At 65.9% G+C, this 24,842-nt stretch carries 24 protein-coding genes and 2 pseudogenes; 7 read left to right on the top strand and 19 right to left on the bottom strand.

All coding sequences use genetic code 11. From position 1 onward, the window contains the following. Window positions 1-169 precede the first annotated feature (169 nt). Complete coding sequence (locus U5S82_05630; GenBank protein MDZ7751139.1) at window positions 170-577, bottom strand: type II toxin-antitoxin system VapC family toxin; 408 nt, start codon at window positions 575-577, stop codon at window positions 170-172. After that, window positions 574-810, bottom strand: coding sequence for a type II toxin-antitoxin system prevent-host-death family antitoxin (locus U5S82_05625; GenBank protein MDZ7751138.1), 237 nt, complete (start codon window positions 808-810; stop codon window positions 574-576). Before U5S82_05625 ends, U5S82_05630 begins: the two co-directional genes overlap by 4 nt. 2 nt (window positions 811-812) lie before the next feature. Here U5S82_05625 and U5S82_05620 point away from each other — a divergent pair. Further along, window positions 813-1,361: pseudogene (locus U5S82_05620) on the top strand (hypothetical protein). A 114-nt stretch (window positions 1,362-1,475) separates the two neighbouring features. Here U5S82_05620 and U5S82_05615 read toward each other — a convergent pair. Both U5S82_05615 and U5S82_05610 read right to left on the bottom strand, forming a co-directional pair. After that, a complete protein-coding gene (locus U5S82_05615) occupies window positions 1,476-1,883 on the bottom strand; it encodes a PIN domain-containing protein (protein ID MDZ7751137.1) in 408 nt (135 codons plus the stop codon). A gap of 388 nt (window positions 1,884-2,271) precedes the next feature. Next, a complete protein-coding gene (locus tag U5S82_05610) occupies window positions 2,272-2,475 on the bottom strand; it encodes a hypothetical protein (GenBank protein MDZ7751136.1) in 204 nt (67 codons plus the stop codon). 212 nt (window positions 2,476-2,687) lie between these two features. Between U5S82_05610 and U5S82_05605 the strand changes: the two genes are divergently transcribed. Together U5S82_05605 and U5S82_05600 are read left to right on the top strand one after the other, a co-directional pair. Beyond that, on the top strand, window positions 2,688-2,936 hold the full coding sequence (locus U5S82_05605) for a DUF1778 domain-containing protein (protein MDZ7751135.1): 249 nt from the start codon (window positions 2,688-2,690) through the stop codon (window positions 2,934-2,936). Window positions 2,937-2,975: 39 nt separating this feature from the next. Beyond that, entirely contained in the window at window positions 2,976-3,197 is a 222-nt protein-coding gene (locus U5S82_05600) for a hypothetical protein (GenBank protein ID MDZ7751134.1), read from the top strand. Here U5S82_05600 and U5S82_05595 read toward each other — a convergent pair. From U5S82_05595 to U5S82_05555, 9 genes are all read right to left on the bottom strand, one after another. Next, complete coding sequence (locus tag U5S82_05595) at window positions 3,192-3,716, bottom strand: GNAT family N-acetyltransferase (GenBank protein MDZ7751133.1); 525 nt, start codon at window positions 3,714-3,716, stop codon at window positions 3,192-3,194. The genes U5S82_05600 and U5S82_05595 overlap by 6 nt on opposite strands. Continuing rightward, a complete protein-coding gene (locus U5S82_05590; GenBank protein ID MDZ7751132.1) occupies window positions 3,713-3,991 on the bottom strand; it encodes a DUF1778 domain-containing protein in 279 nt (92 codons plus the stop codon). The genes U5S82_05595 and U5S82_05590 overlap by 4 nt, the downstream gene beginning before the upstream one ends. A gap of 185 nt (window positions 3,992-4,176) precedes the next feature. Then, window positions 4,177-4,899 carry a 3'-5' exonuclease gene (locus U5S82_05585; GenBank protein ID MDZ7751131.1) on the bottom strand — a complete coding sequence of 241 codons (723 nt, stop codon included), beginning with the start codon at window positions 4,897-4,899 and terminating at the stop codon, window positions 4,177-4,179. A 4-nt stretch (window positions 4,900-4,903) separates the two neighbouring features. Further along, a complete protein-coding gene (locus U5S82_05580) occupies window positions 4,904-6,805 on the bottom strand; it encodes a DUF294 nucleotidyltransferase-like domain-containing protein (GenBank protein MDZ7751130.1) in 1,902 nt (633 codons plus the stop codon). Between the two features lie 145 nt (window positions 6,806-6,950). Continuing rightward, window positions 6,951-7,544: a YdbL family protein gene (locus U5S82_05575; protein MDZ7751129.1), complete on the bottom strand. Its 594-nt coding sequence runs from the start codon at window positions 7,542-7,544 to the stop codon at window positions 6,951-6,953. Between the two features lie 40 nt (window positions 7,545-7,584). Further along, entirely contained in the window at window positions 7,585-9,669 is a 2,085-nt protein-coding gene (locus U5S82_05570; protein MDZ7751128.1) for a hypothetical protein, read from the bottom strand. Between the two features lie 66 nt (window positions 9,670-9,735). Further along, on the bottom strand, window positions 9,736-10,779 hold the full coding sequence (locus U5S82_05565; GenBank protein ID MDZ7751127.1) for an ABC transporter ATP-binding protein: 1,044 nt from the start codon (window positions 10,777-10,779) through the stop codon (window positions 9,736-9,738). A gap of 167 nt (window positions 10,780-10,946) precedes the next feature. After that, window positions 10,947-12,635, bottom strand: a complete 1,689-nt coding sequence (locus tag U5S82_05560; protein ID MDZ7751126.1) for an iron ABC transporter permease — start codon at window positions 12,633-12,635, stop codon at window positions 10,947-10,949. A gap of 15 nt (window positions 12,636-12,650) precedes the next feature. Beyond that, on the bottom strand, window positions 12,651-13,619 hold the full coding sequence (locus U5S82_05555) for a Fe(3+) ABC transporter substrate-binding protein (GenBank protein ID MDZ7751125.1): 969 nt from the start codon (window positions 13,617-13,619) through the stop codon (window positions 12,651-12,653). Window positions 13,620-14,519: 900 nt separating this feature from the next. Here U5S82_05555 and U5S82_05550 point away from each other — a divergent pair. Both U5S82_05550 and U5S82_05545 read left to right on the top strand, forming a co-directional pair. After that, window positions 14,520-17,006 (top strand): TonB-dependent receptor, encoded by a 2,487-nt coding sequence (locus U5S82_05550; GenBank protein MDZ7751124.1) that lies wholly within the window; start codon window positions 14,520-14,522, stop codon window positions 17,004-17,006. Window positions 17,007-17,335: 329 nt separating this feature from the next. Further along, window positions 17,336-18,016, top strand: coding sequence for a Fe2+-dependent dioxygenase (locus tag U5S82_05545; protein ID MDZ7751123.1), 681 nt, complete (start codon window positions 17,336-17,338; stop codon window positions 18,014-18,016). A gap of 152 nt (window positions 18,017-18,168) precedes the next feature. On the opposite strand, the gene U5S82_05540 is transcribed toward U5S82_05545, so the two are convergent. The 4 genes from U5S82_05540 to bfr (U5S82_05525) form a co-directional block, all read right to left on the bottom strand. Continuing rightward, window positions 18,169-18,642 (bottom strand): DUF3016 domain-containing protein, encoded by a 474-nt coding sequence (locus U5S82_05540; protein MDZ7751122.1) that lies wholly within the window; start codon window positions 18,640-18,642, stop codon window positions 18,169-18,171. 96 nt (window positions 18,643-18,738) lie between these two features. Beyond that, window positions 18,739-18,954, bottom strand: a complete 216-nt coding sequence (locus U5S82_05535; GenBank protein MDZ7751121.1) for a hypothetical protein — start codon at window positions 18,952-18,954, stop codon at window positions 18,739-18,741. 10 nt (window positions 18,955-18,964) lie between these two features. After that, the gene (gene bfr / locus U5S82_05530; GenBank protein ID MDZ7751120.1) at window positions 18,965-19,450 is read right to left on the bottom strand and encodes a bacterioferritin; all 486 of its coding nucleotides are present in this window, start codon (window positions 19,448-19,450) and stop codon (window positions 18,965-18,967) included. Window positions 19,451-19,470: 20 nt separating this feature from the next. Next, window positions 19,471-19,941: a bacterioferritin gene (gene bfr / locus U5S82_05525; protein ID MDZ7751119.1), complete on the bottom strand. Its 471-nt coding sequence runs from the start codon at window positions 19,939-19,941 to the stop codon at window positions 19,471-19,473. 203 nt (window positions 19,942-20,144) lie between these two features. Here bfr (U5S82_05525) and U5S82_05520 point away from each other — a divergent pair, with 203 nt between their 5' ends. Further along, window positions 20,145-20,339 (top strand): (2Fe-2S)-binding protein, encoded by a 195-nt coding sequence (locus U5S82_05520; protein MDZ7751118.1) that lies wholly within the window; start codon window positions 20,145-20,147, stop codon window positions 20,337-20,339. Window positions 20,340-20,351: 12 nt separating this feature from the next. Next, a complete protein-coding gene (locus U5S82_05515; GenBank protein MDZ7751117.1) occupies window positions 20,352-20,501 on the top strand; it encodes a hypothetical protein in 150 nt (49 codons plus the stop codon). A 692-nt stretch (window positions 20,502-21,193) separates the two neighbouring features. Here U5S82_05515 and U5S82_05510 read toward each other — a convergent pair. Continuing rightward, a complete protein-coding gene (locus U5S82_05510) occupies window positions 21,194-23,620 on the bottom strand; it encodes an FtsX-like permease family protein (protein ID MDZ7751116.1) in 2,427 nt (808 codons plus the stop codon). Beyond that, window positions 23,517-24,268, bottom strand: a pseudogene (locus U5S82_05505) (ATP-binding cassette domain-containing protein). Before U5S82_05505 ends, U5S82_05510 begins: the two are co-directional and overlap by 104 nt. Window positions 24,269-24,842 lie beyond the last annotated feature (574 nt).

The raw sequence follows: 24,842 nt of genomic DNA, 5'->3' as shown, positions 1-24,842 counted from the left end.
CCTTGCGCCCGGCATGCGTCACGCCAGAATCGCGCTCGACCCAAAAGGCCGGGTTCTTTCACGTTAAAGGGCTCAGTGCCCCGGCCGGCCTTGCGGGGATTCACGTCTCGGTGGCCGCCACTCAATCTTCCAACGGCAGGCCGGGTTGAAGCCAAAGCCCGAACCCAAGCTAGGCTTTGCCCTGCGTTCCACCAGACCGAGATGGGTTGATCACCGTGGCGCCGAAATCCGCCAGTGTCCGGTCAATGCTAAGCAGCCGGTAGCCGCCGTGCAGCGCCTGGGCATAGAGCAGCCGGTCAAACGGATCACCGTGGGTCTGGCGCAATTCGCTGGACTTGAGCAACGCTTCCAGATAAATCGCCAGCGGTCGCAGGCCGTTGGCAAGGGCTTGGTCGGCGAGCTTGCGGGGGGCGAGGGCGATCTTGCCCTTGCGCCATTTCAGACCCAGCTCCCAGATGGAGGCTTCCGAGAACCACACGCCGTCGGCATCGGCGATGAGCCTGCGGGCACGGGCGTCCAATGCCGGCGCGTCGGTGAGCACCCAGATCAGGCAGTGCGTGTCCAGCAGCAGCTTCAAGAAGCCAGCAGGTCGTCGTCGGTCAGCGGGGCGTGGAAGTCGTCGGCCAGCTTCAGTTGCGCCGGCCGGATGCCGCCGAAGCGCACGCCGCTGCGGGACGCGTTGGCCCCTGCGATGGGGGTCAACCGGGCAATGGGTTTGCCGGCGCGGGCGATGACGATGTCTTCTCCGGCCTGCGCACGCTCCAGCAGCGCGGAGAGCTGGGTCTTGGCTTCATAGATATTCACGAGCATGGATGACAATACCTCGATGGGATATTGACCAAATGGTATCTGAGTTGACCAACTACGGCAACGGCGTCATGGCCGTGCAAGCGCCGCGACCGGCGATCATCATCTTGCGCACACACGACGCCAGCCGCATCGGCCTCGTGCTGGCCACCGGGGGCGCGCTCACCGCCGGCAAGGAGAGCCCCGGGCTCACGGGCGAGTACACGGTCGAGGAGGGCCTGCGGCGCATCCTCGCCGGTACCGGGCCGGCCTATCGCTTCTCCGACACCGATACGGTGACGCTGGCTGGGGCGAGGGCGCAGGAGGACGACGGGCCGCTGCGGATGGGGCCGGTCCAAGTGACGGCGAGCCGGGTCGAGCGCTCGGTCTCCACCATTCCCGGCTCAGTCACCGTTATCGACAGTGAATCACTCGACCAGCAGCGCCAGGTTACCCGCGATATTCAGCGTATGCTGCAGCAGGCTATGCCGGGTTTTCGGGGCGCGACGGGGACCAGGCAGGAAGGCTTTAATGCGCTACGCGGCCGCACCGCGCTGATCCTGCAAAACGGGGTGCCGCAAAGCGTGCAGATTCTAATGTTAACGGCAGGATCTGGATGCTGTGGAAAGTCCCGGCCGGGCGTCCAGCGAGGACACCGAAACTTGCGCCGCGCTCCAATGGCCGCAGACTCAATCCGGATGCATCGGATATACCGTCAGTCCAGGCACGCGCCGGAAGTCATCGACATCACAGGTCATGACGGCAAAGCCGTGGGCGAGCGCGGTGGCCGCAATCAGCAGATCGTGTGCGCCGCTGCGCAGCCCCGCGTCCAGTTGCGCCGCCTGCAATTGGGCATGAATGCGTGCGGCTTCGCCATCCAGTGGCAATATAGGGAAGTCAGCCAGAATTGCCTCTACGTAAGCCAGTCGTCGGTTGCGACGAGCAGGCGAGTCCGCCCGGTGTACGCCGACCAGCAGTTCCGAGGCGGTAATGGCGCTGATGAACAGGTCTTCGTCCGTCGGCAACCCGCCCAAGTCGACTGCCTGGGCATTGCGTTCGAATGCAATGAATACGCTGGTATCGACTACGATTCCCACGCATCGTCCTCGGGCTCCGGTTCAGCGGTTTTGACATCTGCGGCGAATGCCGCCGCATCGTCGGCCAGCCCGGGTAACTGCGCCAACAGCTTGTTCAAGTCCTTGAGTTTGATTCCGGCTTTGGGTTCGGCCGGAACAAGCCTGGCCACCGCGCGACCGCCGCGTCTGATCTCCAACGATTCGTGGCGGTATGCAACACGGTTGAGCAGGTCAGAGAAATGACGCGCTGCTTTGGTCGCGGTAATCGACTCCATGCGCTGCTCTCCACGTTGTGTCGTATCTGATTATCATATTATCAGAATGCTGGAGCATCAAGCCCGCGCGGTTTGCCGGCCGCCTTCCTGACGCGCTCGGAAACGGGGTTCGCAGCCCCGATCCGAGCTCGGGGCTATACATCCTCGGCGTCCTGATCGCCGAACATGAAGCTCGGCGAGTTGTACCATCGAAACGAAGCCAGGCCGTAGTAGCGATCACCGGGATCGCCGTTGGCGACTCGAACGATATGCCTGAGCCTGCCGGCGATGAACTGCGCACGGTATTCGCGCCGCTGCCCATCGCCCGACGTTGTATCGTCCAGTATGTAGAACATCACGTAGCCTTCGGGTTCGAGATCGTTGCCGCGTGAATCAATCAGCCGCTGTTGATACCCCGTTAATCTCCTGGGTCAAGCTCGTCCCGTCCAGCTGAAATAGCTTATGAGCCAACACAGACTTGGGGAGAAATCACAACATTTGTGCACTATTGAACATTTGTTGTTGTAAGCCTATCATTGAGGAAAACCTCCGAGATACCGAGGAACTCCCCATGCGTCTCTCCATAGAAGTTACCCCGGAACAACATCAGCGCCTGAAGGCCGCTGCAGCCTTGCAAGGCCAGTCCATCAAGGACTATGTGCTTGAGCGCTCTCTGCCGAATCATGAAGAGCAAAAAGCCCTGCAAGAGCTGGAAACGTTTCTGGAGCCCCGCATCGCAGCCGCGAAGAAGCGCGAGCTTTCCACCAGAACCATTGACAGCATTTTTGATGAGGTCGAAAAGGACGAGAGCGGGCAATAATAGTGCGGCCTTCCTGGGTGTCTCATAGGTTTCGATGGCGTGGCCGAGCAAGTCGATGACGGCATTGATCGGGTTATCGGCGGAGTCTTCCGCTTCCTCCAGCAGGCTTTCGATCAGCTCCAGCGCCTCTTCGTAGTGTGCGTCGTCCCGGATCGGAAGGTAGGGCGCCGCAGCTTGGGCGAAGCTGTGGCAGGCTTCTTTGAACGCTACAGCGGTCATGACAATTCTCTTTTCGCGTATCGTTTACAAATTTATTTATAGTTTTCCCGCAGTTGTCAACGCTGCATGAATGGTTTTGAATGGTAACAGCAGAGACAAATGCGCATCCAATAGCGGAATGGCACCATAACCGGCATACCACTGGGCGGCACGCTCGTTTTTGGCGTCAATCAGCAAGGCTACGCCGCCTGCCTGAGCGGCCACCAACAAACAGCGTCGTCCAGCGGCAAGCAATAACTGGCCACCCAGTCCCTGGTTCTGGACGGAAGAATCTACAGCCAGACGGCCAAGCCGAAATACCGGCACCTCATGTCGAGCCAGGCCGCGTTTAATCACCTCCGGTGCACGTTCATAAGCAATGGCGGCGGGACTCAGACTGTAGTAACCCAATATTTTTTCATTGCTCTCGCTAACAGCCAGATAGGTTTTTGCCCCACCTTTCTCATGGCTCTGCCTTGCATGGCGATGTAAAAACTGATTCAACGTCTCATCACCACAATCAAAGGCGGCGCGATCATGATGTTTGCCAATGGGTTCTTCGCGCCAGTTCGGAAGCATTATGGTTGTTTCGGCAAGGCGAATGCAGCGGCCATCAATTTATCATTGGGTGCCGGCGGGTTATCCAAAAGATCCAGAACCTGCAAACTATCTTTTTCGGTCAGTTCCAGCCGTTCGTTTTCTTCGATAACCTTCCGTGCTGCCAACATTACGTTGCGGATCACAAACTCAGTCAGGTTGGTATGCTGTAAAGCGGCTGCACGCATCAACAGCGACTTTTCTTCTGAGGCAATACGTAGCGACATACGGTCATTAGTTTCTACGGGGATCTGAGGCATGGTTGAGTCCTCCTAGTTGTACGCATTGAAATTGTACGCCAAGACGGGGCGGTCAGCAATATGTACGCAATAAAAGCGTACATGAATCATGTCGCAAAGATGACACGTCGGACCAACGCAACTATCTGCGCCGATGACGGGTCGACCTGCGCGACGACGGCCTCGGCGGACCGAGGGCTTCTCGTCTAGATCCAGAGTTCGGACACCGGCGTGTCCGGCGAGAAGTGCCGGGCCACCTGGGCCTGGAACAGCTCCGCCGTGGCCATGGCATCTACCTTGGCGTGATGGGAGGAATAGTGGGGCAGGCCGTAGCGGCCGCGGCTGTCGGCCAGGCGGATGGAGGAGGGCTCGATGCCGAAGAGGCGCTTGAAGCCCTGCAGGCGGCCCTGGCGTTCCCAGCGTGCCTCCAGGGCCATGGTGTCGATGAGGGGAAACAGGCAGGGTTCACCGCGGGTGGCCAGGACGGCGGCATCGAGGAACGGCCGTTCGATGTTGCGGTAGTGGACCACCGCCAGGCGCCCGGCGAGTTCGGCCAGCACTTCGTCCAGTATCGCGGCGATGGGTGGTGCGTGTTCCACCTCCGAATGGGTGATGCGATGGAAGGCGATGGACTCCTCCCGCAGGGGGCGGGGGGGCTTGACGACCCAGTAACGGCCCGCCGACGGGCGGATGACGCGCAGGTCGAAGGGCACCATGCCGATGCTGACGATGGCATGCTCCCGGGGGTCCAGGCCCGTGGTCTCGAAATCCAGGGCCATCAACGGGATGTCCTCGATGGGCCGCTGCTCCCCGGGCAACCCCGTCTCGTAGAAGTGCTTCAGGGCCGGGGTCCTGCAGGCCTCGGCCTGCCTGGCGAAATACTCGGGCCAGCCAGGTGCCTCGGCCTGCTCCTGTTTGCCCGGGGCCACCGCGTCAGCGGCCCGGGCTGGGGTAGCGGAAGCGCAGAAACTTCTGGGCGTTGCTCAGGATCTGGAAGGCCTCCTTGAGATTGTGGCGGTCGGTATCCGAGACGAGTTCGGGTTCGATGGCGTTGTCGGGTTCCTGGTCCTTCTTGATATCCTCCGCCTGGTGGCGCATGCGCACCATGGACAGGAACTCCAGGGCGTAGCTCAGCTTGTCGGTCTGCCCGGCGGGCAGGGCCCCGGCCCCGCTGATGTCCTCCAGCCGCTCGAAGCCGTTCTGGGCCCGGGAGCCCACCCCCAGGGCATGGACCCGGATGACGTCGTTCATGGGGGCGATGCCGCGGCGTTTGATATTGATGGTGTTGTTGTGTCGCCCGTCCTGCTCCAGCACGAAGGTGCGGAACAGGCCCAGCGGCGGCGTGCGGCCGAGGGCGTTGCGCGCCAGGGCCGCGAGGAACAGGGGGCTGTTCTGGGCCCGGGCGGCGATGAGGTCCTGCAGCTCCTCCACGAAGCGCTCCTCGCCGTGGACGGCGTCCAGGTCGAAGAAGATGGAGCTGTGCAGCAGCCGTTGGGGGTCCGGCCTGGCGATCCAGTCACTGAAGTAGCGCTTCCATTGGGCGAGGGGCTGGCGCCACGGCTCGTTGGTGGCCATGACGCCGCCCTTGCAATAGGGGTAGCCGCAGGCGTCCAGCCCGTCGCTTACCTGCCGGGCCAGCTCCCTGAAGTAGTCATCGTGGCGCTTCGGATCGAAGGAGTCATGGAGCACCATGGCATTGTCCTGATCCGTGGTGATGGACTGGTCGTTACGGGCGAGGGAGCCGTGCACCATGATGCAGTAGGGGATGGGGGGCGGACCCAGTTCGGCCTCGGCGAACTCCACGAGGCGGCGCATCAGGCTGCGGCCCACGCTCGACATGGCGCCGCCGATCATCTGCGAGGAGGCACCCTCGTCCACCAGGCGCACGAAGGAGGCCCGCACCTCCGGTGTGAGGCGCGCCAGGGCCTTGACGGAGGTGCGGTTGAAGATGTTGTTGACCAGATAGACGCTGTTGTTGGTCTCGTAGCGTACGATGTCCGACAGGTGCACCACCCCCACGGGACGGCGGCGATGGAGCACGGGGAGGCGCTGGATGTTGTTGCGCAGCATGGTCAACATGGCCTCGTTGACCGACTCGTCGGACTGGATGGTGATGAGCTTGCCGTGGCTGATGGTGGCCAGGGGGGTCTGGGCCGAGGCCCCCTCGGCGATGATGCGCTGGCGCAGGTCCTTGTCTGTGATCATGCCCGTGAGCAGCCATTGCCGCCCTTCGCCGTCGGTGAACACGCGGTCCGAGTCCTCGTCGTTGCCGGGTTTGAGCAACAGCACCGAGGAGACGTCGTTCTCCGTCATCAGGCGGGCTGCCTCCTGCACGGTAGCGGATTCCTCGATCATCACGGGCAGGCGGGAGATGAGCCGGCGCACCCGGGTGGCGATCATGTCGTTGTCGCGCAGGCTCTGCTCCACCGTGCTCTTGAGCCGCGACCCGGACAGCTCCACGAAATCGGCGAAGTTGCCGTCTGCGGCGCACAGGCGGTCGAATACGGGCTTCGGGATCAGATAGAGCAGGGTGTCTTCGATGGCCTGGACCGGAAAGCGCACCTGGCGGTCACGCAGCAGGTCGAACTGGCCGAAGATATCGCCCTCGCCGAGGCGGTTGTAGAGCTGTCCGTTGTGGAGGTACACCTCCACCGCACCGCTGCGGATATAGGACAGGGCCTCGACCGGCTGGTCCCGTTCGGAGATGGCGGTGCCGGCCTTGAAATAGGCGATCTCCACCGCGCCGGCCGCCTCGTCGAGGAGTTCGTCCTTCAGACCGTCGAAGGGCGGATACTGGCCCATATGATCGCGAATCTCGCGGATTTCCGCTTCCATGGTTCTCCCGTGTCGTCGGTCCTCAGGTTACCGGAGCGCCCTCGGGCGCGAACGGGACCCCGGCGGTCTGTTGGGAGCGCCGGGGTTCGCTCGCAAGCGGGCCCCTACAGGCCCCAGGGAATACCCTCCTGGCCACGACGCCCGCCTATTTCTGCTTCCAGCCGCCGCCGGCCTGGTACCACCAGCCTTTCCTGGCCTTGGCTATCCAGCGGGAGGCGAAGGTGTTCTGGATCTGGCTCTCCCATTCGGGATGGCCGTTGGCCTCGGCGATGGCCCGATACAGGGCCTTGCGGTCACGGTTCTCTTCGGCCACCAGCTGGTTCACGGTGCGGCGCTCCGCCAGGGGCACCTGCTTGGGGTCCCGGACCGCCACCATGCCGTCGTTGGTGAGTCCCACCGCGCCGCTGGCATAGAACTGCTCCAGTTGGTTGTGGCGGGCCTTCATGGTGGCCTCGATCTTCTTGATGGCGGGGGAGGAGATGTCGATGTCCGCCTGCTGGGCCTGGGCCGCGGGCACCAGGAGATCCAGCACGGCTACCAGAGTGCCCTGGGGCCGGATCATGGCCTGGGGTTCTTCCGCGGCCGGTGTGCCTGCGGGGGGCTGTTGACCCCATACATCCTCGATGATGCGGTCGGCCGCCTTCTCGGCGGCGGAGGCGGGGAAGTAGACGTTGACGGTGACGCAGGCCGACAGCAGCAGGGTGAGGGCGACACCGGAGAGACTGAGGAAGGGACGCATGGGGATCTCCATTCTGTGATTGTCTTGATAAAAAACCATTCTACTCCACTCGGGCCGGGCCTGATGTGGTCACCCGCCGCAAACGGGTCAGCAGGGTGTCCCAGTCCACCAGCCGGTTATAGCCGATGATGTCGATGCGCGGCAGTCCGGAACCGCGAACCAGGTAGTAGCCCTGGTCTGCCGGCGCCACCCCGCTCATGACACACACCCCGTCCGCCAGTTCGCAGCCGAGTCCGATGGCATCGTAGCGGAATTCCTTGAACAGACCCATGAACAGGGCCCCGCCGATGCCGGCGCCGCCGCCCACCTGAGTAAGGTCGTTCACCGCCTCCTGGCTGATGCGTTTCCTGAAATCGCCGTCGTCCGGGGTGTCGAAGCGGGCGTCGAAGGCCACCGGCTGCCAGTCCTGGAGTATCAGATTATGGATGCTGCCATCGAGGCGGCCCTGGATGCGCCCGAAGGAGAGGGCGCTGGTGAGCAGGTCCAGGTCCAGCCGGTTGATATCGAGGTTGGCGCGCAGCTCGGGCACGGGGCCCAGGGGACGCTCCAGGAGCAGGTTCCTCAATACCACCCGGCCGTCGAAGATGTTCATGAGCAGGGCGCCGTCGATGGTGACCCGCTGGTGGCTGAAGGCGACACGGGGCAGTACCCCCGACAGTCGCCCCCGGAAGGGGGGCCAGCCGAAGGCGGCGGAGAGCCGTTCCATGGAGATGGGTGTGAGGTAACCCTCCAGGACCCCCTCCACGCCGTCTCCGGCGGAATCCACCGCGAAGGACTCCATGACCAGGGCGCCGTCCAGCAGGGGCAAGGAGAGGGCTTCTTCAAGCTCCAGCCCGCGGGCGGCGGCGCGCAGGGCCAGGCGCGACGCCCCGAAATCAAGGCGCCACAGATAACCCCCTTGCCACAGCAGCTCGGAGAGGGAGACCTTTCCCTCCCGCCGCCAGTGGAGGTCACCGCCGAGGCCGTGGATGCCGAAACGCCCGGCCTCGTCCTCCAGGGCGATGTCGCCGAGGTGAAGTTCCGCCGCCGCCGCTATACCGGCCTCCAGGGTCACGCGTCCGTCGGCCGTGCCCGAGATGGCCAGGCGGTCCCCCGGGGTGCCGGCCAACAGGGGCTGGAGATAGACCTTGTAGGCCTCGCCGAGGGCCGGGGTCGAGAACGTGAGCCGGCCATCAGCGGGCAGGCCGCCCGCCTGCGGCGTGCCGTGGAGGTCGGTGGCGGCCTCCAGTACCCCGGGATGGTGGAAGCGGCAGCGGGCGTGGTGGATGCCGCCGCCGTCCCCGATGCCGGCGGCGCAGTGGGCGGACAGGGGCTCCCCCGCCACGGCCACGTACCAGGGGTCCACGTAGAAGGCGCCGCCGGTGAGCCGCATCCCGGCATCCACTTTCCAGCCTCCACCGTCGTGGCTGCCGGTGGCCTCGAGGGTGGCCGCCATCCCTTCCCCGGCCCGCAGGCCGCTGGCGTCGGAGAAGGCCAGCGCCTCCAGCGCGGCATCGATGGTGAAATGCCGCAGGGTTTCGCCTCCCTCCAGGATGCCGTGAATACGGCCGTCGCCGCTGTACTCGAAGCCCTCGGGCAGGGGGGGCAGCCAGGGTGCCAGGGTCGTGCCGAGGGCGGACAGCCCGAGGCCCGCGGCCTCCAATTCCAGCCGCCATTTCCGGGGGGTGCCGCTGGCCGTGGCCGCCAGCCGGCCGCCGGCGGCCCGCAGGCCGCTGAGGGTGGCCTCGAAGTGCCCCTCCCCGGGGACATGGCGGATACTGAAATCGAAGGCGGGATCATCCAGTTGCGGCAGTCCCAGGCGGGCGCTGCCGCCATCGCAGGCGATGGCATCGCCGGTGATGGCGAGAGCCGGACAGTCCACGGCGATGCGCGACAGTCCGGGCACGGCGGCCAGGCGCAGTTCTTCGATCTCTGCTGTTAATGCCAGGCCGGCGTCGGACTCTCCCAGATCCAGGGTGATGGCGGCCGCGCCGCCGGACCCGTCCGCGCCCTCCACGGCCCCCACGGTGATGGTCAGGCGTTCCACGGCCGGTGCCGGAGCGGCGAGGACCAGCAGCGCGGCCGCCGGCCACCACCGGGCCGCACCCGGGCGTGACGAGGCGGGGAAGTGCTCAGGGGCGTTCAAGTGGCGGATGCATGGGGCCCATATCGCCATAGTATGAACCAGCCGCAGCCGGAAGGCGGGAGTGGTCTATTTCTGGAACAGGATGAGGTGGTCGGCCTCCACGTTGATCCCCACCTCCTGGCCCACCTCGTAGTCCTGATGGCTGGGCATCAGGGACAGCACCTCGGTGGCGTCGGCCAGGCGCAGGGTGTAGAGGGTCTCCGCGCCCTTGAAGGCGCGGTCCACTACCCGGCAGCGCAGGGTCGCATCGCCGTCGATGCATACGTCGTCGGGGCGCAGCAGCACCTCCACGGCGCTGCCCTTGGGCAGGGTATAGGCACGGTTGCCCGACAGCCGTCCCAGGGGGGTGTCCACCATGGTGGGGTTCACCAGGGTGCCGTCGACGAGGCGCCCCTGGCCCACGAAGTCGGCCACGAAGCGGTCGGCCGGCTCGTGATAGAGGTTGAAGGGGGTGTCCCACTGCAGCAGCCGGCCCTCGTGCATCACCCCTACCCGCTCGCCCATGACGAAGGCCTCGTGCTGGTCGTGGGTGACGAACACGGCGGCGGTACCCTGCTGGCGCAGGATGTCCCGCACCTCGCCGGCGAGACGTTCCCGCAGTTCCACGTCGAGGTTGGAGAAGGGCTCGTCCAACAGCAGCAGGGGCGGCTCGGGGGCCAGGGCGCGGGCCACGGCCACCCGCTGCTGCTGGCCACCCGACAGCTCGTGGGGATAGCGGGCGCCGTGGCCTGCCAGGCCCACCAGCTCCAGCAGCCGCTCCGCTGTGGCGCGGGCGGCGGACCGCGACTGGCGGCGCAACCCGAAGGCCACGTTGTCCGCCACCGATAGGTGGGGAAACAGGGCGTAGTCCTGGAATACCATCCCCAGCCGGCGGCGCTCCGGGGCGAGGGTGAGACCGGGCCGGGAGACTGGGGTGCCGTCGAGGGTGATCTGACCCCGGGTAACCGGCTCGAAGCCGGCGATGGCCCGGAGCGCCGTGGTCTTGCCACAGCCGCTGGGGCCCAGCAGGCAGGTCAGTTCGCCGGCACGGATGTGCAGGGTCAGGCCATCCACCACGGGCTCGCCGCCGTAGCCGCAGCGGATGTCCTCGATGCCGAGCAGATAGTTCATCTCCTGCTCTTTTATCAGGTTCTCCTCCGCCTGACCAATGGCGGCCCCTGGCGGGGTATCCCGCGGTGACACCCGGGCGGGTGCCGGCGCCGTGGCGGGATGGCGGGCGGCGGGCCGCGCCGGCCCCGGGGTGCGGCGTTCCATACAGCGCCGGTGGGCGTGGCGGCTCACGAGGGCCGGCGGGCCGAGCGCCACACCAGGACCATCACCGGCAGCAGGCCCGCCGCCACCAGGGTGATGGCGGGCAGGGCGGCGCGCTCCCACTCGCCCTCGGAGGTCATCTCGTAGATGCGCACCGCCAGGGTGTCCCAGCCGAAGGGGCGCAGCAGCAGGGTGGCCGGCATCTCCTTCATCACGTCCACCATCACCAGCAGCATGGCGGTGAGGATGCCGGGCCGCAGCAGCGGCAGGTAGACCTCCCGGAAGATCTGCGCCGGCCGTGCCCCCAGGCTGCGGGCGGCCTCGGGGAGGCTGGGGCGGATCTGCTCCATGGCGCTGTCCGTGGGCCCGAAGGCCACCGCCAGGAAGCGCACCAGGTAGGCCAAAAGCAGGGCGGCGATGGTCCCCGTGAGCACCGGCGCGCCGCCGTCGGGGCCGAAGATGCGCCCCACCGAGGCCAGGAAGTTGTCCATGCCGGTGAACACCAGCATGATCCCCACCGCCAGCACCGAGCCCGGCAGGGCGTAGCCCAGGGTGGCGACGGTGACGGCGCCGGCGTTCACCGGGCCCTTGCCGAAGCGCTTGGCGAATACCAGGAGCAGAGCCCCGCACACGGTGACCACGGCGGCGCTGGCCCCCAGGGACAGGGTGTTCCACAGCAGCTGCCAGTAGCGCGGGTCGAGATCGTCCCTGACGATGTCCCAGGCCCACAGCAGCAGCTGGCTCACGGGGGCCACGAAGGCCACCGTGAACACCAGGCCGGCGGCCGCGCTGGCCAGCCAGGCCCGCCCGCCCTTCAGGCGGAAACGCACCGGCCGGCCGGCGCCCGAGAGTTCGTGGAAACGGGCGCGCCCGCGCATCAGGCGCTCGCCGGTCAGGGCCAGGGCCACCACCAGCAGCAGCAGTGAGGCCAGTTGGGAGGCCGCCTGGAGGTTGAACAACCCGAACCAGGCCTTGTAGATGGCGGTGGTGAAGGTGTCGTAGTTGAATACCGCCACCGTGCCGAAATCCGCCAGGGTCTCCATGAGGGCCAGGGACAACCCGGCGATGATGGCGGGACGGGCCATGGGCAGGGCCACCCGGAAGAAGGCCCGCCAGGGCCCCAGGCCCAGGCTGCGGGCAGCGTCCAGGGGGCTGCGGCCCTGGGCCAGGAAGGCGCTGCGGGAGAGCATGTAGACGTAGGGGTAGAGCACTAGGGCCATGACGGTGATGACCCCGCCGGTGGAACGGATGTCCGGGAACCAGAAGCCGCCGGCACCGAACGCCTCTCGCAGGGCGGTCTGGACCGGGCCGGTGAAGTCCAGCAGGGCGATGGCCACGAAGGCCAGCACATAGGCGGGGATGGCCAGGGGCAGCATGAGGGCCCAGTCGAAGAAGCGCCGGCCCGGGAATTCGCACAGGCTGGTGAGCCAGGCCAGACCCACCCCCAGCACCAGCACGCCGGCGGCCACCCCGGCCATCAGCACCAGGGTGTTCACCACCAGGTCCCGCAGCACCGTGCTGGCCAGGTGCTGCCACACCTCGTTCTGAGCGTGCAGCCAGCCCGAGAAGATCACCAGCAGGGGGAGGGCCACCACGAAGGCGAGGGCGAGGCTCGTCAGGGCCCAGACGTTGCGGCGCAGGAAGCGCCGCAACGAGCCGTGGTGGTCCCCCGCCGGTAAGACCGCGCCCGGCGGTCCGGCGGGGATGGGTTCCATGGAGCGGAGACGCGTTTAGCGGTAGCCGGCCCGATCCATGAGCATCACCGCCTCGGCCTGGAGTTCACCGGCCTTGGAGACGTTGATGTTGTCGGCCTTGAAGTCGCCCCAGGCGGCCACCAGGGGGTCCGGTTCCACTGCGGGGTTCACCGGATACTCCATGTTGAGCCCGGCGAACCTGTCCTGGGCCGCCGGCGTGGACAGCCACTCCAGCAGCCTGAGGGCCGCCTCGGGGTGGGGGGCATGGCGGGTGATGCCGGCCCCCGAGACGTTCACGTGCACGCCGCTGTCATCCTGGTTGGGCCAGAACAAGGCCAGCTCGATGTCCGGATCCTTCTTCTGCAGGCGCCCGAAATAATAGGTGTTGACGATGGCCACGTCACACTGGCCGGCGGCGACGGCTTCCATGGTCTTGGTGTCGTTGGAGAAGGGTTGGGTGGCGAGGTTGGCCACCCAGCCTTCCACCACCTCCTGGGTGCGTTCGGCCCCCAGCCGCTCCATCATCATGGCCACCAGGGACTGGTTGTACACCTTCTTGGAGGTGCGCAGGCACAGCCGCCCCTGCCACTTGGGGTCCGCCAGGCCCTCGTAGGTGGACAGCTCCTCGGTGTCCACCCGCTCGGTGCTGTAGACGATGGTGCGGGCGCGCACCGACAGGCCGAACCACCGACCCTCGGGGTCCCGCAGGTGGGCGGGCACGTTGGCCTTCAAAGTCTCCGATTCCACGGCGGCCAGCACCCCCTGCTCGGCGGCCTGCCACAGGTTGCCGGCGTCCACCGTCATCAGCATGTCCGCCGGAGTGTTGGCGCCCTCGGCCTGGAGACGGGCCAGCAGGGGGCCGGCCTTGTCGGTGACGTAACGGACATTGATGCCGGTCTCGGCAGTGAAGGCATCGAACAGGGGCTTGATGAGGTGTTCCTTGCGGGCGGAGTAGACCACCACCTCCTCGGCGGCCGCCGCCATGGCGCCACCGGACGGGGCCATGGCCAGGGGGATGGCCAGAAAAACGGCCAGGAAAACGGCCAGGGAAATGGCCGGGGAAATGGACAATGCCGGAATCAAGCCGAACCTCGCTTTGGTGAACATCGCTTGCAACCTCGCTCGATTGAATAAATGGGGAAGTAATACTAATGATTCTCATTATTTGTGTCTACAGGGTGCCGGTGAGGGATCATCACCGGCGGGTCAGGGCTCTATATAGATACATGACCACCGCCTGCTCCTTCGGCACGGATGTAGGTCGGGATTCATCCCGACATTCCGGCCAGACACACCGCCACCGCCGGTTCCTTCGGCATGAATGTAGGTCGGGATTCATCCCGACATTCAAACCCGCCGGGCATACCGCGCGCCGGGCTGGTACCACCGGCAGGCTGTCGGGCTGAAGCCCGACCTACAGCCGAACCTACGCAACACCCCACCGCCCATTCCTTTGGCACGGATGTAGGTCGGGATTCATCCCGACATTCAACCCGCCGCGCATACCGTGCGCCGGGTCGGTACCACCCTGAGGCTGTCGGGCTGAAGCCCGACCTACAAACACCCCCCACCGCTCGTTCCCGGGTCACGGATGTAGGTCGGGATTCATCCCGACATTCAAACCCGCCGCACATACCTCGCGCCGGGTCGGTACCACCCGCAAGCCGTCACGTTAATAAACGTAGTTGCGAGTCATTCGTATTGCGGTTATAGTCCTGCCCCACGTTAAGTTTCCTCATGTTCGAGTCCCGTTCCCGCCTCCGGTATGGGGGCACGCTCCAAGGGGCAACCGAGGTGGTCCTCGGTACACGGGAAAGGCTTGGCAGGGCCGGTACCGCACCGCACGCAGCCGTGAGCAACGGCGTGGCAGTTTACAGACATCCAACAAGCAGGAGATCCAACAGCATGTTTTTCTTCAGACAGTGCAGCGATAGCGGCCTGGAGCAGGCCGGTCCAGATGGAGCGCAGCCCGGTCGCCAGACGACTCAAGGGAGCGAAGCCGCCACCGGCAGGGATGGTCATGGCGCGGAATCCGTTGGGATGGTCCGGCCCGTTGCGACACCGCCGCCATGCCGCCGCGGGGCTGTCGGGCTCGCCGTCTCGGGCCTGCTGGGCGCCGGTCTCGCCCACAGCGGGATGGCCCTGGCCCAAGGTGCGGGCAGCGGTGCCGAGGGGACGCCGATGGTGTTGGATACCATCGATGTCATCGAGTTTCGCGGCGAGCGCATGAACAGTCCGCGTTATACCCGTGATCTCCTCGATACACCGCGCATCATCACGGTGCTGCCGAAGGACCTGCTGGAGGAACAGAACGTGACCTCCCTGCGCGATGCCATGCGCAATATTCCGGGCATCAGCCTGCAGGCGGGTGAGGGCAACCCGCCGGGGGGCGATCAGTTGAAGATCCGTGGCTTCAACGCCCGTGATGACATCAACGTCAACGGCATCCGCGACCTGGGCAACTATTTCCGCGACCCCTTCTACGTCGAGCAACTGGAAGTGGTCAAAGGCCCCAACTCCGCCTTCAATGGTCGTGGTTCCGCCGGTGGTACCATTAACTTCGTCACCAAGAAGCCGAGCTTGCAGCCCTTCAACCGTGTCGAGGCCAGCGTCGGTACGGACGAATACGTGCGCGCCACCGTGGATGTGAACCAGCCCATCGACGACAACAGCGCCTTCCGTCTCAACTTCATGGGCCATTCGGCCGATGTTCCCGGACGGGACGTGGTCAACGACGAACGCTGGGGCCTGTTCGGCGCCTACACCTGGGGCTTCCGGGGCGACACCCTGGTGACCGCAGACTGGCTGCATACCAGCCAGGACAACCTCGAGGACAAGGGCCTGCCCTTAGACCGCGAGGGTTTCACCGGCTCGAAGGCCGAATGCGATGATCCGACCAACGACCGGGTAGGCAGGGTCGGCAACCAGCGTTGCGGGGACGGCTTCGCCACCGGCAAGCTGCCCGATGCCGTCGATTTCGATGACTTCTTCGGTCACGTGGACGACTTCCAGGACATCGACGTGGATATCGTCAATCTCGGTCTCGAGCACGCCTTCAGCGACAACGTGCTGTTCCGCACCAACTTCCGCTATTCTCTGGTGGAGAACGACTCCATTACATCGTCGCCGCGCATCAAGGTGAACCCCGCCGACTTCGGTTCCGGGGACTTCTCCAAGGCGCTGGTCCAGGGCGATCTGAAGCCCCGGGACCAGGAGGACGAGGGCTATTTCAACCAGACCGACCTGGTGTTCAACTTCGACACCGGGGGCATCAGCCATGACCTGGTCACCGGCTTCGAAGCGGGACGCTTTACTTACGAGAACCGCCGCCGCCCCGACGTTAAGGGTCCCCGTACCAGTCTTTTAAATCCCGAGAGGCGTACGCGGCCCGCCGCCCCCTTCGCTTCGGAATTTGATCCCGGGGACCCCGGCGAAAGCACGGTCCATGAATTCGAGACCGAGGAGTTTGCGGTCTTCGTCCTCGATACGCTCCAGTTCTCACCCCAGTGGGAACTCAACGCCGGCGTGCGCTGGGACCGGGTGGAGGCCGAGGTCAGTGAGGAGGGGCGTCCCGACGCCATTTCGTTGAGTCGCACCGACAAGGAATGGAGCTACAGCCTCGGCCTGGTCTACAAGCCGGTGCCCAACGCCTCCCTCTACGCGTCCTACGGCACGGCCTTCGAGATCTCCGGCAATTTCGATCGCGGCGTGGTGCAGCTGGCGGGTGGTCCCGATTCCCGCGTGACCGCGCCGGACGGGAGCGAGTTCGACGTGGACCCGGAGGAGACCGAGGCCTACGAGATCGGCGTCAAGTGGCGGGTGCTGGAGGGCCTCGACATCAACGCCGCCCTGTTCCGCACCGACAAGACCAAGGCGCGGCTGCAGGGGCTGGGCGCAGATGATCCGGGGGTGCTGGACACCGAGCAACGCATCGACGGCTTCGAACTGCTGGTGGCCGGCCAGGTGACGCCGCGGTGGCGCCTGTTTGGCGGCTACACCTTCCTCGATTCCGAGGTCCGCAAGTCGGCCGCCTTTCCGCAACTCGAGGGGCAGGAGCTGGGTGGCACGCCGGAGCACTCCTTCAACGTGTTCACCACCTACGATCTTACCCCACGCTTCAGCGTGGGTGGCGGCCTGCAGTACGTGGATGACCAGATCAGCGCGCCCCAGCCGGTGCTGGACCCGCCGCCGCGGCGGCGCAACGTGTCCATCGACGACTACACCGTGGTGGATCTCTATACCACCTACAAGCTGACCAAGAACGCCCAGATCCGGGTCAATGCCTTCAACATCTTCGACAAGGAGTACATCTCGCAGCTGGCGGAAGGCGGCGCCCAGGGGATCCCGGGCAAGGCCCGCCATGTCATCGCCACTTTGCGCTATGACTTCTAGCGAAGCGCCGATTCAAACCGTCCTGGAATGAATCAGCAGCGCCCGACCCGGTCCGAGCCCGGGTCGGGCTCACACATTCGAGCCGTTTACGCGACGGCTGCCCGGCCCACCCATGGCTCACGTGGAAAACGCGGCACAGCCCGGCGTTTTCCTGAAGCATGGCGGCGTCAAGGGCGAGCGGCCGTCCAACCGTGCGGCTTCAAGGATTCACGGCATGGTCCGGCCCGTTCCTGAAGGGCTCTCGCCACTTCATATACTGGCCGTCCGATTACGGCGTCCCGGGAAGGGGTGGGGATGTCCGCCGCCGCCACATTGGATAGTATAGCGCCATGGTCGTAACCATCGATAACGTTTTGACGCCGGAGGAGCTGGCCGCCGTGCGTGACCGGCTCCGCGAGGCGAACTGGTCCCAGGGGATCAGCGCCGGCCCCCAGGCCCGGCTGGCCAAACAGAACCAGCAGTTGGCGGAGGACTCGCCCGTCCTGCCGGAGTTGCGGGCCACCGTCATGCGGGCGCTCAATCGCAGCACCCTGCTCATCACCGCGGCCCTGCCGTACAAGATCCTGCCGCCCAATTTCAACCGCTATACCGGTGCCACCAACCGCTACGGCCTGCACACCGACAGCACCCTGAGGCCTCTGCCGGACGGCAGCTATCTGCGTACCGACGTCTCGGCCACCCTGTTCCTCTCCGAGCCCGAGGACTACGCAGGCGGGGAACTCTCCATCGAGGACACCTATGGCACCCACCGCGTCAAGCTGTCCGCCGGGAGCCTGGTGGTGTATCCGTCGGGTTCCATCCACGAAGTTACGGCGGTCACCGGTGGCGAACGGCTGGCCTGTTATATGTTCATGCAGAGCCTGGTGAAAGACACCGAGAATCGCCGCCACCTGTTCGAAATGGATATGGCCCTGATGGCCCTGCGGGAGCAGTACGGCGACGACGAAGCCCATCTGGTACGCCTCACCGGCCTCTACAACAACCTGGTGCGCCGCTGGTCCGAGTGCTGAGCCGGTTGGGGTGAGGAACGCACCCCAACACGATGGGGCCAAATGATTGCGTTGGAGTTCGCGGGCTCACTCCAACCTACGGGATGAATTGGCCCGGAGGGTAGGTTGGGGTGAGGTACGAACCCCAACATAGAGGCCTCGCGACTTTCACCTCAACGCATCCGCTGCCCCAGTTGGCGTATCCACCGGGCCACCATGTAGCGCTCGTGGGCGAAGGGGCGGTGCGCTCCGCTACGTGCGGCCGCCGGCAGGGGGGCTTGGTGGACGATGCGCTGCTCCCCCGTGAGCCACAGGCCGCGGGCGGGGTCGTAGGCACGGTAGCGAAGCTGCATGCCCGGTGAGCGCACCCCGCGAAGAAAACGCACATGACCGTAGGCGGGAGGCCCCCAGGGTTCGGCACGGCCTGCCCGCCCGAAGGACTGGATCCGCACCTCGAGTCGTGCCCCCGGCGGCAGCCAGCGCGCCGCCTGATGATGGAATGCGTCATTCACGGCCGCCCGCATCATCTCATTTGTTGGCGCGCCCTGGCCCGTGTCGGCGGTCCACTGGACATCCACGATTGGGTTGGCGGTGGCCGCGGCGGGCAACGCGGCGGTGAGGGCGAGCAACAGAAAGAGGTATTTCATGGCGTGGCGGCTCCTGTGTGAAGGTCGGGATCGAAGATAAGCATAGCCCACGGGCCAACCGGGATCGGCACGCCCGCAGCATGGCCGCGGCCGGGATCAGGATTCGACGGCGAGCTGCACCGTGGGGGTGGCGGCATCCTCGCCGGGGCCGCCCTCGCCAGGGCCATGGTCCTCGTCGTGGGCCCACTCCAGGGACAGGGTGGTACTGTTCAGGATATCCATCATCAGGGAGATGCCGTCGGCCCGGTATAGCCCAGGTATCGGCAGGAGCAGATACGAAAAAGGGCCCGGCGGGCCCTTTTCGCGTGTCATGCGCCTGCCCCTAGGGCTGTGATGCGCTCCTCATCTGGGACTGCAGGTAATTCGGCAGCCCGATGCGCTCGATGAGGCCGAGCTGGATCTCGAGCCAGTAGGCGTGGTCCTCTTCGGTGTCGGCGAGCATCTGCTGGAGGATCTCCCGGGTCTGGTAGTCCTGTTCCTGCTCGCACACCGCCATGGCCTGGCGCAGGTTGGCGATGACCGCGTACTCCACCTCCAGATCCTTCTTCAGCATGGTGGGGACATCGTGGCCGATGTGGAGTGGGTCCAGCTGGGACAGGTCCGGGGTGGCCTCCAGGAACAGGAGGCGCTTGATCAGGGCATCCGCGTGGCCGGTCTCGTCCTCCATCTCGTGGTTGATACGCTCATAGAGCCGGTGCAGGCCCCAGTCCTCGTACATGCGGGAATGGGTGAAGTACTGGTCGCGGGCCGCCAACTCGCCGCGCAGCAGTTTCTGCAGCTCGGCGATTACCTTGTCATTGCCTTTCATGTCGCGCTCCTCGTTGTCCGTCAGTCATCCATCTGGGACTGCAGATAGTTCTCCAGCCCCGTGTTGTCCATGAGCCACTGTTGGGATTCGAGCCAGTCGATGTGCTCCTCGGTGTGTTTCAGGATCCCTTCCAGCAGGTCGCGGCTGACGTAGTCCCGCACACCCTCGCAATGGGCGATGGCACTCTGCAGGCGGGCGCGGTTGCCGGTCTGGAGGGTGAGGTCGTTGCTGATGGCCTCGGGGGCATTCTCGGCCACCAGCAGCTTGCCCAGATCCTGGAGGTTGGGCAGGCCCTCCAACAGCAGCACCCGGGCGATGAGGTCGTCGGCATGCTTCATGGCCTTGATGGAGCAGCCATAGGCATGGTCGTTGAGTTCCTCCAGGCCCCAGTTTTTCAACATCCGGGCGTGCAGGAAGAACTGGTTGATGGTGGTGAGCTGGTCCTTAAGCAGTTGATTCAGCTCGTTTATGACTCCGGATTCGCTCTTCATGGTGGCTGGACTCCCTGGTTCGTATGGAGGTGGGCGCGGGTCGCGTGGCCGGCCGCGGCGCATCGGGAACAGACCCATCGTAACCTTATCTCGCCGTCCCGTCCCATAAAGTCTACTGGCAGGCTTTACATGGCGCAAAAACGGTCTATAATACGAATCGTTCTCATTGGAAATATCCTGGTTTACGGCGCTGGAGGTGGGGCATGTATGTATGCATCTGCAATGCAGTGACAGACGGTGAAATCCGGGAGGCCGTCCATGGCGGCGCTGGTTCCATGGACGCCTTAAGCGAGCAACTCGGCGTGGCCACCTGCTGTGGCCGTTGCGCCAGCTGCGCCCGCAAGGTCATGCACGAGGCCTTTGGTGAACTCATGATGCAGACCGAGGCCGCCGCCTGACGGCCAACCACCATGATATTCTCGACCCACACGCACTCCGAGCCCCCACGCCGCTCCCTCCTGGAGCGGTTTCTTCTGCGGCGCCTGGGCCTCAAGGGCCGCAAGGAAAACCAGCGCCGCCGCCGCTGGCGCCTGATGCGCGAGTTCTACAGCGGCCGCTAAGGCACCCGTAACCCCTCCGCCAGGCTACCCGGATCGGTCACTCGCGCCGGCCACAGGCAGCCCGTCGACACATCCTATGCCGCTCTGGACATGGCGCCGGAGATGGTGAGGTCAAAAGGATAGTCGGCGGAATTCGTGGATGTTAGGAGAAGAGTTCCTCTCGCCAAGCCGCCAAGAGCGCCAAGTTAGCCCGGTCAGGAATCATCCTTGGTACTGAATGCCGTTCGTCTTGCCCCTGAAGCCACGGGATATTAAGCAGGCCTGCAATACAGTCTCTCACGGAGGCACGGAGGCACGGAGAAAGACAGATGGCTGGGTCTGTATGGCTGTTTTGGCGACAGATCCCCGTTCCGCATAACCAACGGAAAGCAATGCGCTTTCGTCTCGATTCTCCGTGCCTCCGTGCCTCCGTGAGAGACGAATGCTTTTTTATCAACCGCGACAGGGCACGCATACAACGAAAAACAATAAGCTGAGGCTTTCTTGGCGTTCTTCGCGTTCTTCGCGTTCTTGGCGAGAGCCTGTTGTTCGTGGCGGAAAAACTCACGCGAAGGTGTGCCAGGCCGCCATCATTTATCCGTGCACATCATATGCCTGGCGCTCACGGCGGGCGAAACATTCACCCACCGATTCCGCGCACGGGCTAAAAGTATACTGTCCCCGGGTGCCCCCCGGGTGCCTGTCCCCGGGTGCTATTCCTGCTCGCCGCGCAGGGTGAGCAGGGGCGGCGAGTCCACGACCCGGCGGCTCGCCAGCCAGCCGGCGGACACCAGCACCAGGGCGGTGAGGGTGGAGCCGGCCAGCCACAGGGCCGGTTGCAGGTCGTAGGGCAGCTCGAACACGAAACGGGCCAGCAGCCAGCCCGTGGCTTCGGCGCCCGCCGCCCCCAGCAGCCCGGCCAGGCCTCCTCGAGGTGGCGAACTCCAGGGCCAGACCCAGGGCGGATCTGCTCGTTTGCGACCCCCCAGCACTCGCACCACCGCGGTCTGACGCCGGCGCTCGTCCTGGGTGCTCTGGATGGCGGCGGCGAAGACCGCGAAGGCGGCCACCAGGGCGAAGCCGAATACGAACTCGATGGCCCGGGTGGCGTGGGTCATGACGGAGCGCACCTTGGCCATGAGGGCCGCCACGTCCAGCACCGTGACGCTGGGGAAGTGCTCCACCAGCCGTGCCAGCACCCGGTGCTCGGCGGCGGGGAGGTGGAAGCTGGTGATGAAGGTCTGGGGATAATCCTCCAGCACCCCGGGGGGCATGACGATGAAGAAATTGACGTTGAAGGAATCCCATTCCACCGTGCGCAGGCTGGTGACCCGGGTGGTGAGTTCCTGGCCGGCGATGCGGAAAGTGAGGCGGTCCCCCAGCTCGATCCCCAGCAGCTCGGCCAGCCCCAACTCCACCGAACTCACGGCCTCGCCGCTGTCGTCTGCGGTCCACCAGCGGCCCGCGACGATGCGGTTGTCCGCTTGGGGGCGGGTGGCCCAGGACAGGTTGAACTCCCGATCCACCAGGCGCTGGGCACGAGCGTTGGCGTAGTCGCCGGCCGTTACCGGACGCCCGTCGATGGCGGTGAGCCGGCCTCGGATCATGGGGTAGAGTTCGGCCCGCTCCACGCCGTTGTCGCGCAGGAAGGCGGTCACTGCGGCGCGCTCCTCGGCCTGGACGTTGATGAGAAAGATGTTGGGCGTGTCCGGCGGCAGGCGCTCCTGCCACACCGCCAGCAGCTCGCCGCGCACCACCGTGAGAAGCAGGATCACCAGTACCGCCATGCCGAAGGCCACCACCTGGATGACGCTGGCCTCGGGGTGGCGTGACAGGCCGGCGAGGCCGAAGCGCCAGCTGCCCGAGCCGCCCCGGCGCAGCTGGATGAGCAGCGCCACCGCCGCCGCGGCCACCAGGGAGAGCAGAAGAAAGGCTCCGGCCATGCCGCCCAGGGCGTAGGCCACCAGGCGCACGTCGCGGATGAGCCACAGGGCCAGCAGCACCACGGCGGCCACCGCCGAGACGTAGATCAGCCGCCCTGCGGCGGGCGGCGCCACCAGGCTGCGGTTGAGGATGCGCATGGGGGGGGTGCGGCGCAGCCCCAGGATGGGCGGCAGGCCGAAGCCTGCCAGGGTGATGAGGGCGGTGAGCAGTCCACCGAGCGCCGGCCAGGGGCCGGGAGCCGGCAGGGCCGCCGGCAGCAGGGTGGCCAGCAGATGCACCAGGCCCCATTGGCCTACGAAACCGATGGCCACCCCCACACCGCCGGCCGCCAGGCCGAGGGCGACCATCTGTACCGTGATGGTGGTGGTGACACGGCCCTGGGTGGCGCCCATGGCCTTGAGGATGGCCACCGCGTCGAGGTGACGGCGGGCATGGCGGTCGGCGGACACGGCCACGGCGATGCCCGCCAGCACCACGCTCATCAACGCCGTGAGGGCGAGAAAGCGTTCGGCCCGCTCCAGGGCCATCCGCATCTCCGGCCGCGCGTCCTGGACGCCCTCGGTGCTGGCCCGGCGCCCGAGGCGGGGTTCCACCCAGGTGCGGAAGTCGGCCACCGCCGCGGGGCTGCCGGACACCAGCAGCCGGTAGGTCACGCGGCTGCCTCGCTGGATGAGGCCGGTGGCGGGCACGTCGGCGATATTCATCATCAGCCGTGGCGCGAGGCTGAAGAGGTCGCCGCCGCGGTCCGGTTCCCGCGCCAGGATGGCCGCCACGGTGAAGGTGCGCTCGCCCACCTGCACCCGGTCGCCGGGAGTGACCTCGAGGGGGGCGGCGAGGCGGGTGTCCAGCCACACCGTGCCGGCCTCCGGCCCCTCGGACCGCGCAGTGGCCTCGCCGAAGGCCTCGCGGCTCACCATCAGGTCGCCCCGCAGGGGATAGGCGTCGCTCACGCCCTTGACATCCGCCAGCTTGAGGCGCTCGCCGGCGCTCACCATGCTGGGGAAGGTGACGGTGCGGGCGGTGTCCAGCCCGCGCGCGGTGGCGGCCTGTTGCCAGTCCTCCGGGATGGGGGCGGGGGATATCACCACCTGGTCAGCGGCCAGCAGTTCCGCCGCCTGGCCGTGGAGGGCACCGCGCACGCGGTCGGCGAAGAGGCCCACGGAGGAGACGCTGGCGGCGGCTATCACCACCGCCATGGCCAGCACCCGTAACTCGCCGGCCCGCCATTCCCGGGCCAGCAGGCGCAGCCCCAGGCGCCATGACAGGGGAATGGCTCACGCCGGCCGCTTCGCCGCCGACGATGCGCCCGGCCTCCAGATGCAGCTCCCGCCCGCAGCGGGCAGACAGCCCGGGGTCGTGGGTCACCAGTACCAGGGTGGTGCCCCGTTCGCGATTCAGTTCGAACAGCAGCTCCTCCACCTGGTGGCCGGTGCGACGGTCGAGGTTGCCGGTAGGCTCATCGGCGAACAACAGCCGCGGCGGCCGGGTGGCGAAGGCGCGGGCGATGGCCACCCGCTGCTGCTCGCCGCCCGAGAGCTGGCTCGGGTAGTGGTGGCGCCGCGGTGCCAGGCCCACCCGCTCGAGTTCCGCGGTGGCCGCCGCGGCGGGCCGGCTCGTCGGACCGGCCAGTTCCAGGGCAGCATCACGTTCTCCAGGGCCGTGAGGCTGTGGATGAGCTGGAATGACTGGAACACGAAGCCTACCAACTCGCCTCGCAGGATGGCCCGCTGGTCCTCGTCCAGGGCCCCGAGGTCACGGCCCTCGATGAGTATACGGCCATGGGTCGGCGAATCGAGGCCGGCCATGAGACCGATGAGGGTGGCTTGCCGGAGCCCGACTCCCACCACCGCCACGGTCTCTCCGCGAGCGATCTCGAGGTCGATGTCCTGGAGGATATGCAGGCGCACCCTCGGGGCTCGGCACCGTCTTGCGTACGGCCTCCACTGTTATCATGGCATCAGCAGGACTCATGTCCGTTTCATTTCGGGTTATAGACATCCAGGGATTTACCCGCGTTCAGGGCAAAAGGATCACCGCCAGTGTCCAGGCAGCGGCCGGGTCTTACGCGCTAGGGCAGGGACAGGGGGTAATGGCGGAGCTATCCGCGTGCGCACCCTTGATCGGTGGAGGAGGGGCCCTTTCGGCCGCGATGTTAGCAGGCGCATCGCACCAGGGCGATACCGGCTCGGGGTAGCCTCCTGGGGCGAACCGCCGCGCGCCGGGGTTGTCATGACCATAGGTTGTCATGCCCATAGCCGGAGACCGTCCAGATGCCGCAGAAGTCCCCATCCACCATCCACCATGCCCGCTACCCGGGCGTTCATGCTGTGGCTGGTGTCCATCGCGGCACTGGTGCTGCTGGCCATGGCCCCCGGGCTGCGGGCGGCAGAAGGCCCCGCTCCGTGATGATCCTCGTGG

The organism is Gammaproteobacteria bacterium (genome assembly GCA_034522055.1).
Taxonomy (GTDB): Bacteria; Pseudomonadota; Gammaproteobacteria; order JAABTG01; family JAABTG01; genus JAABTG01.
This window is presented reverse-complemented; position numbering and strand designations above follow the sequence as displayed.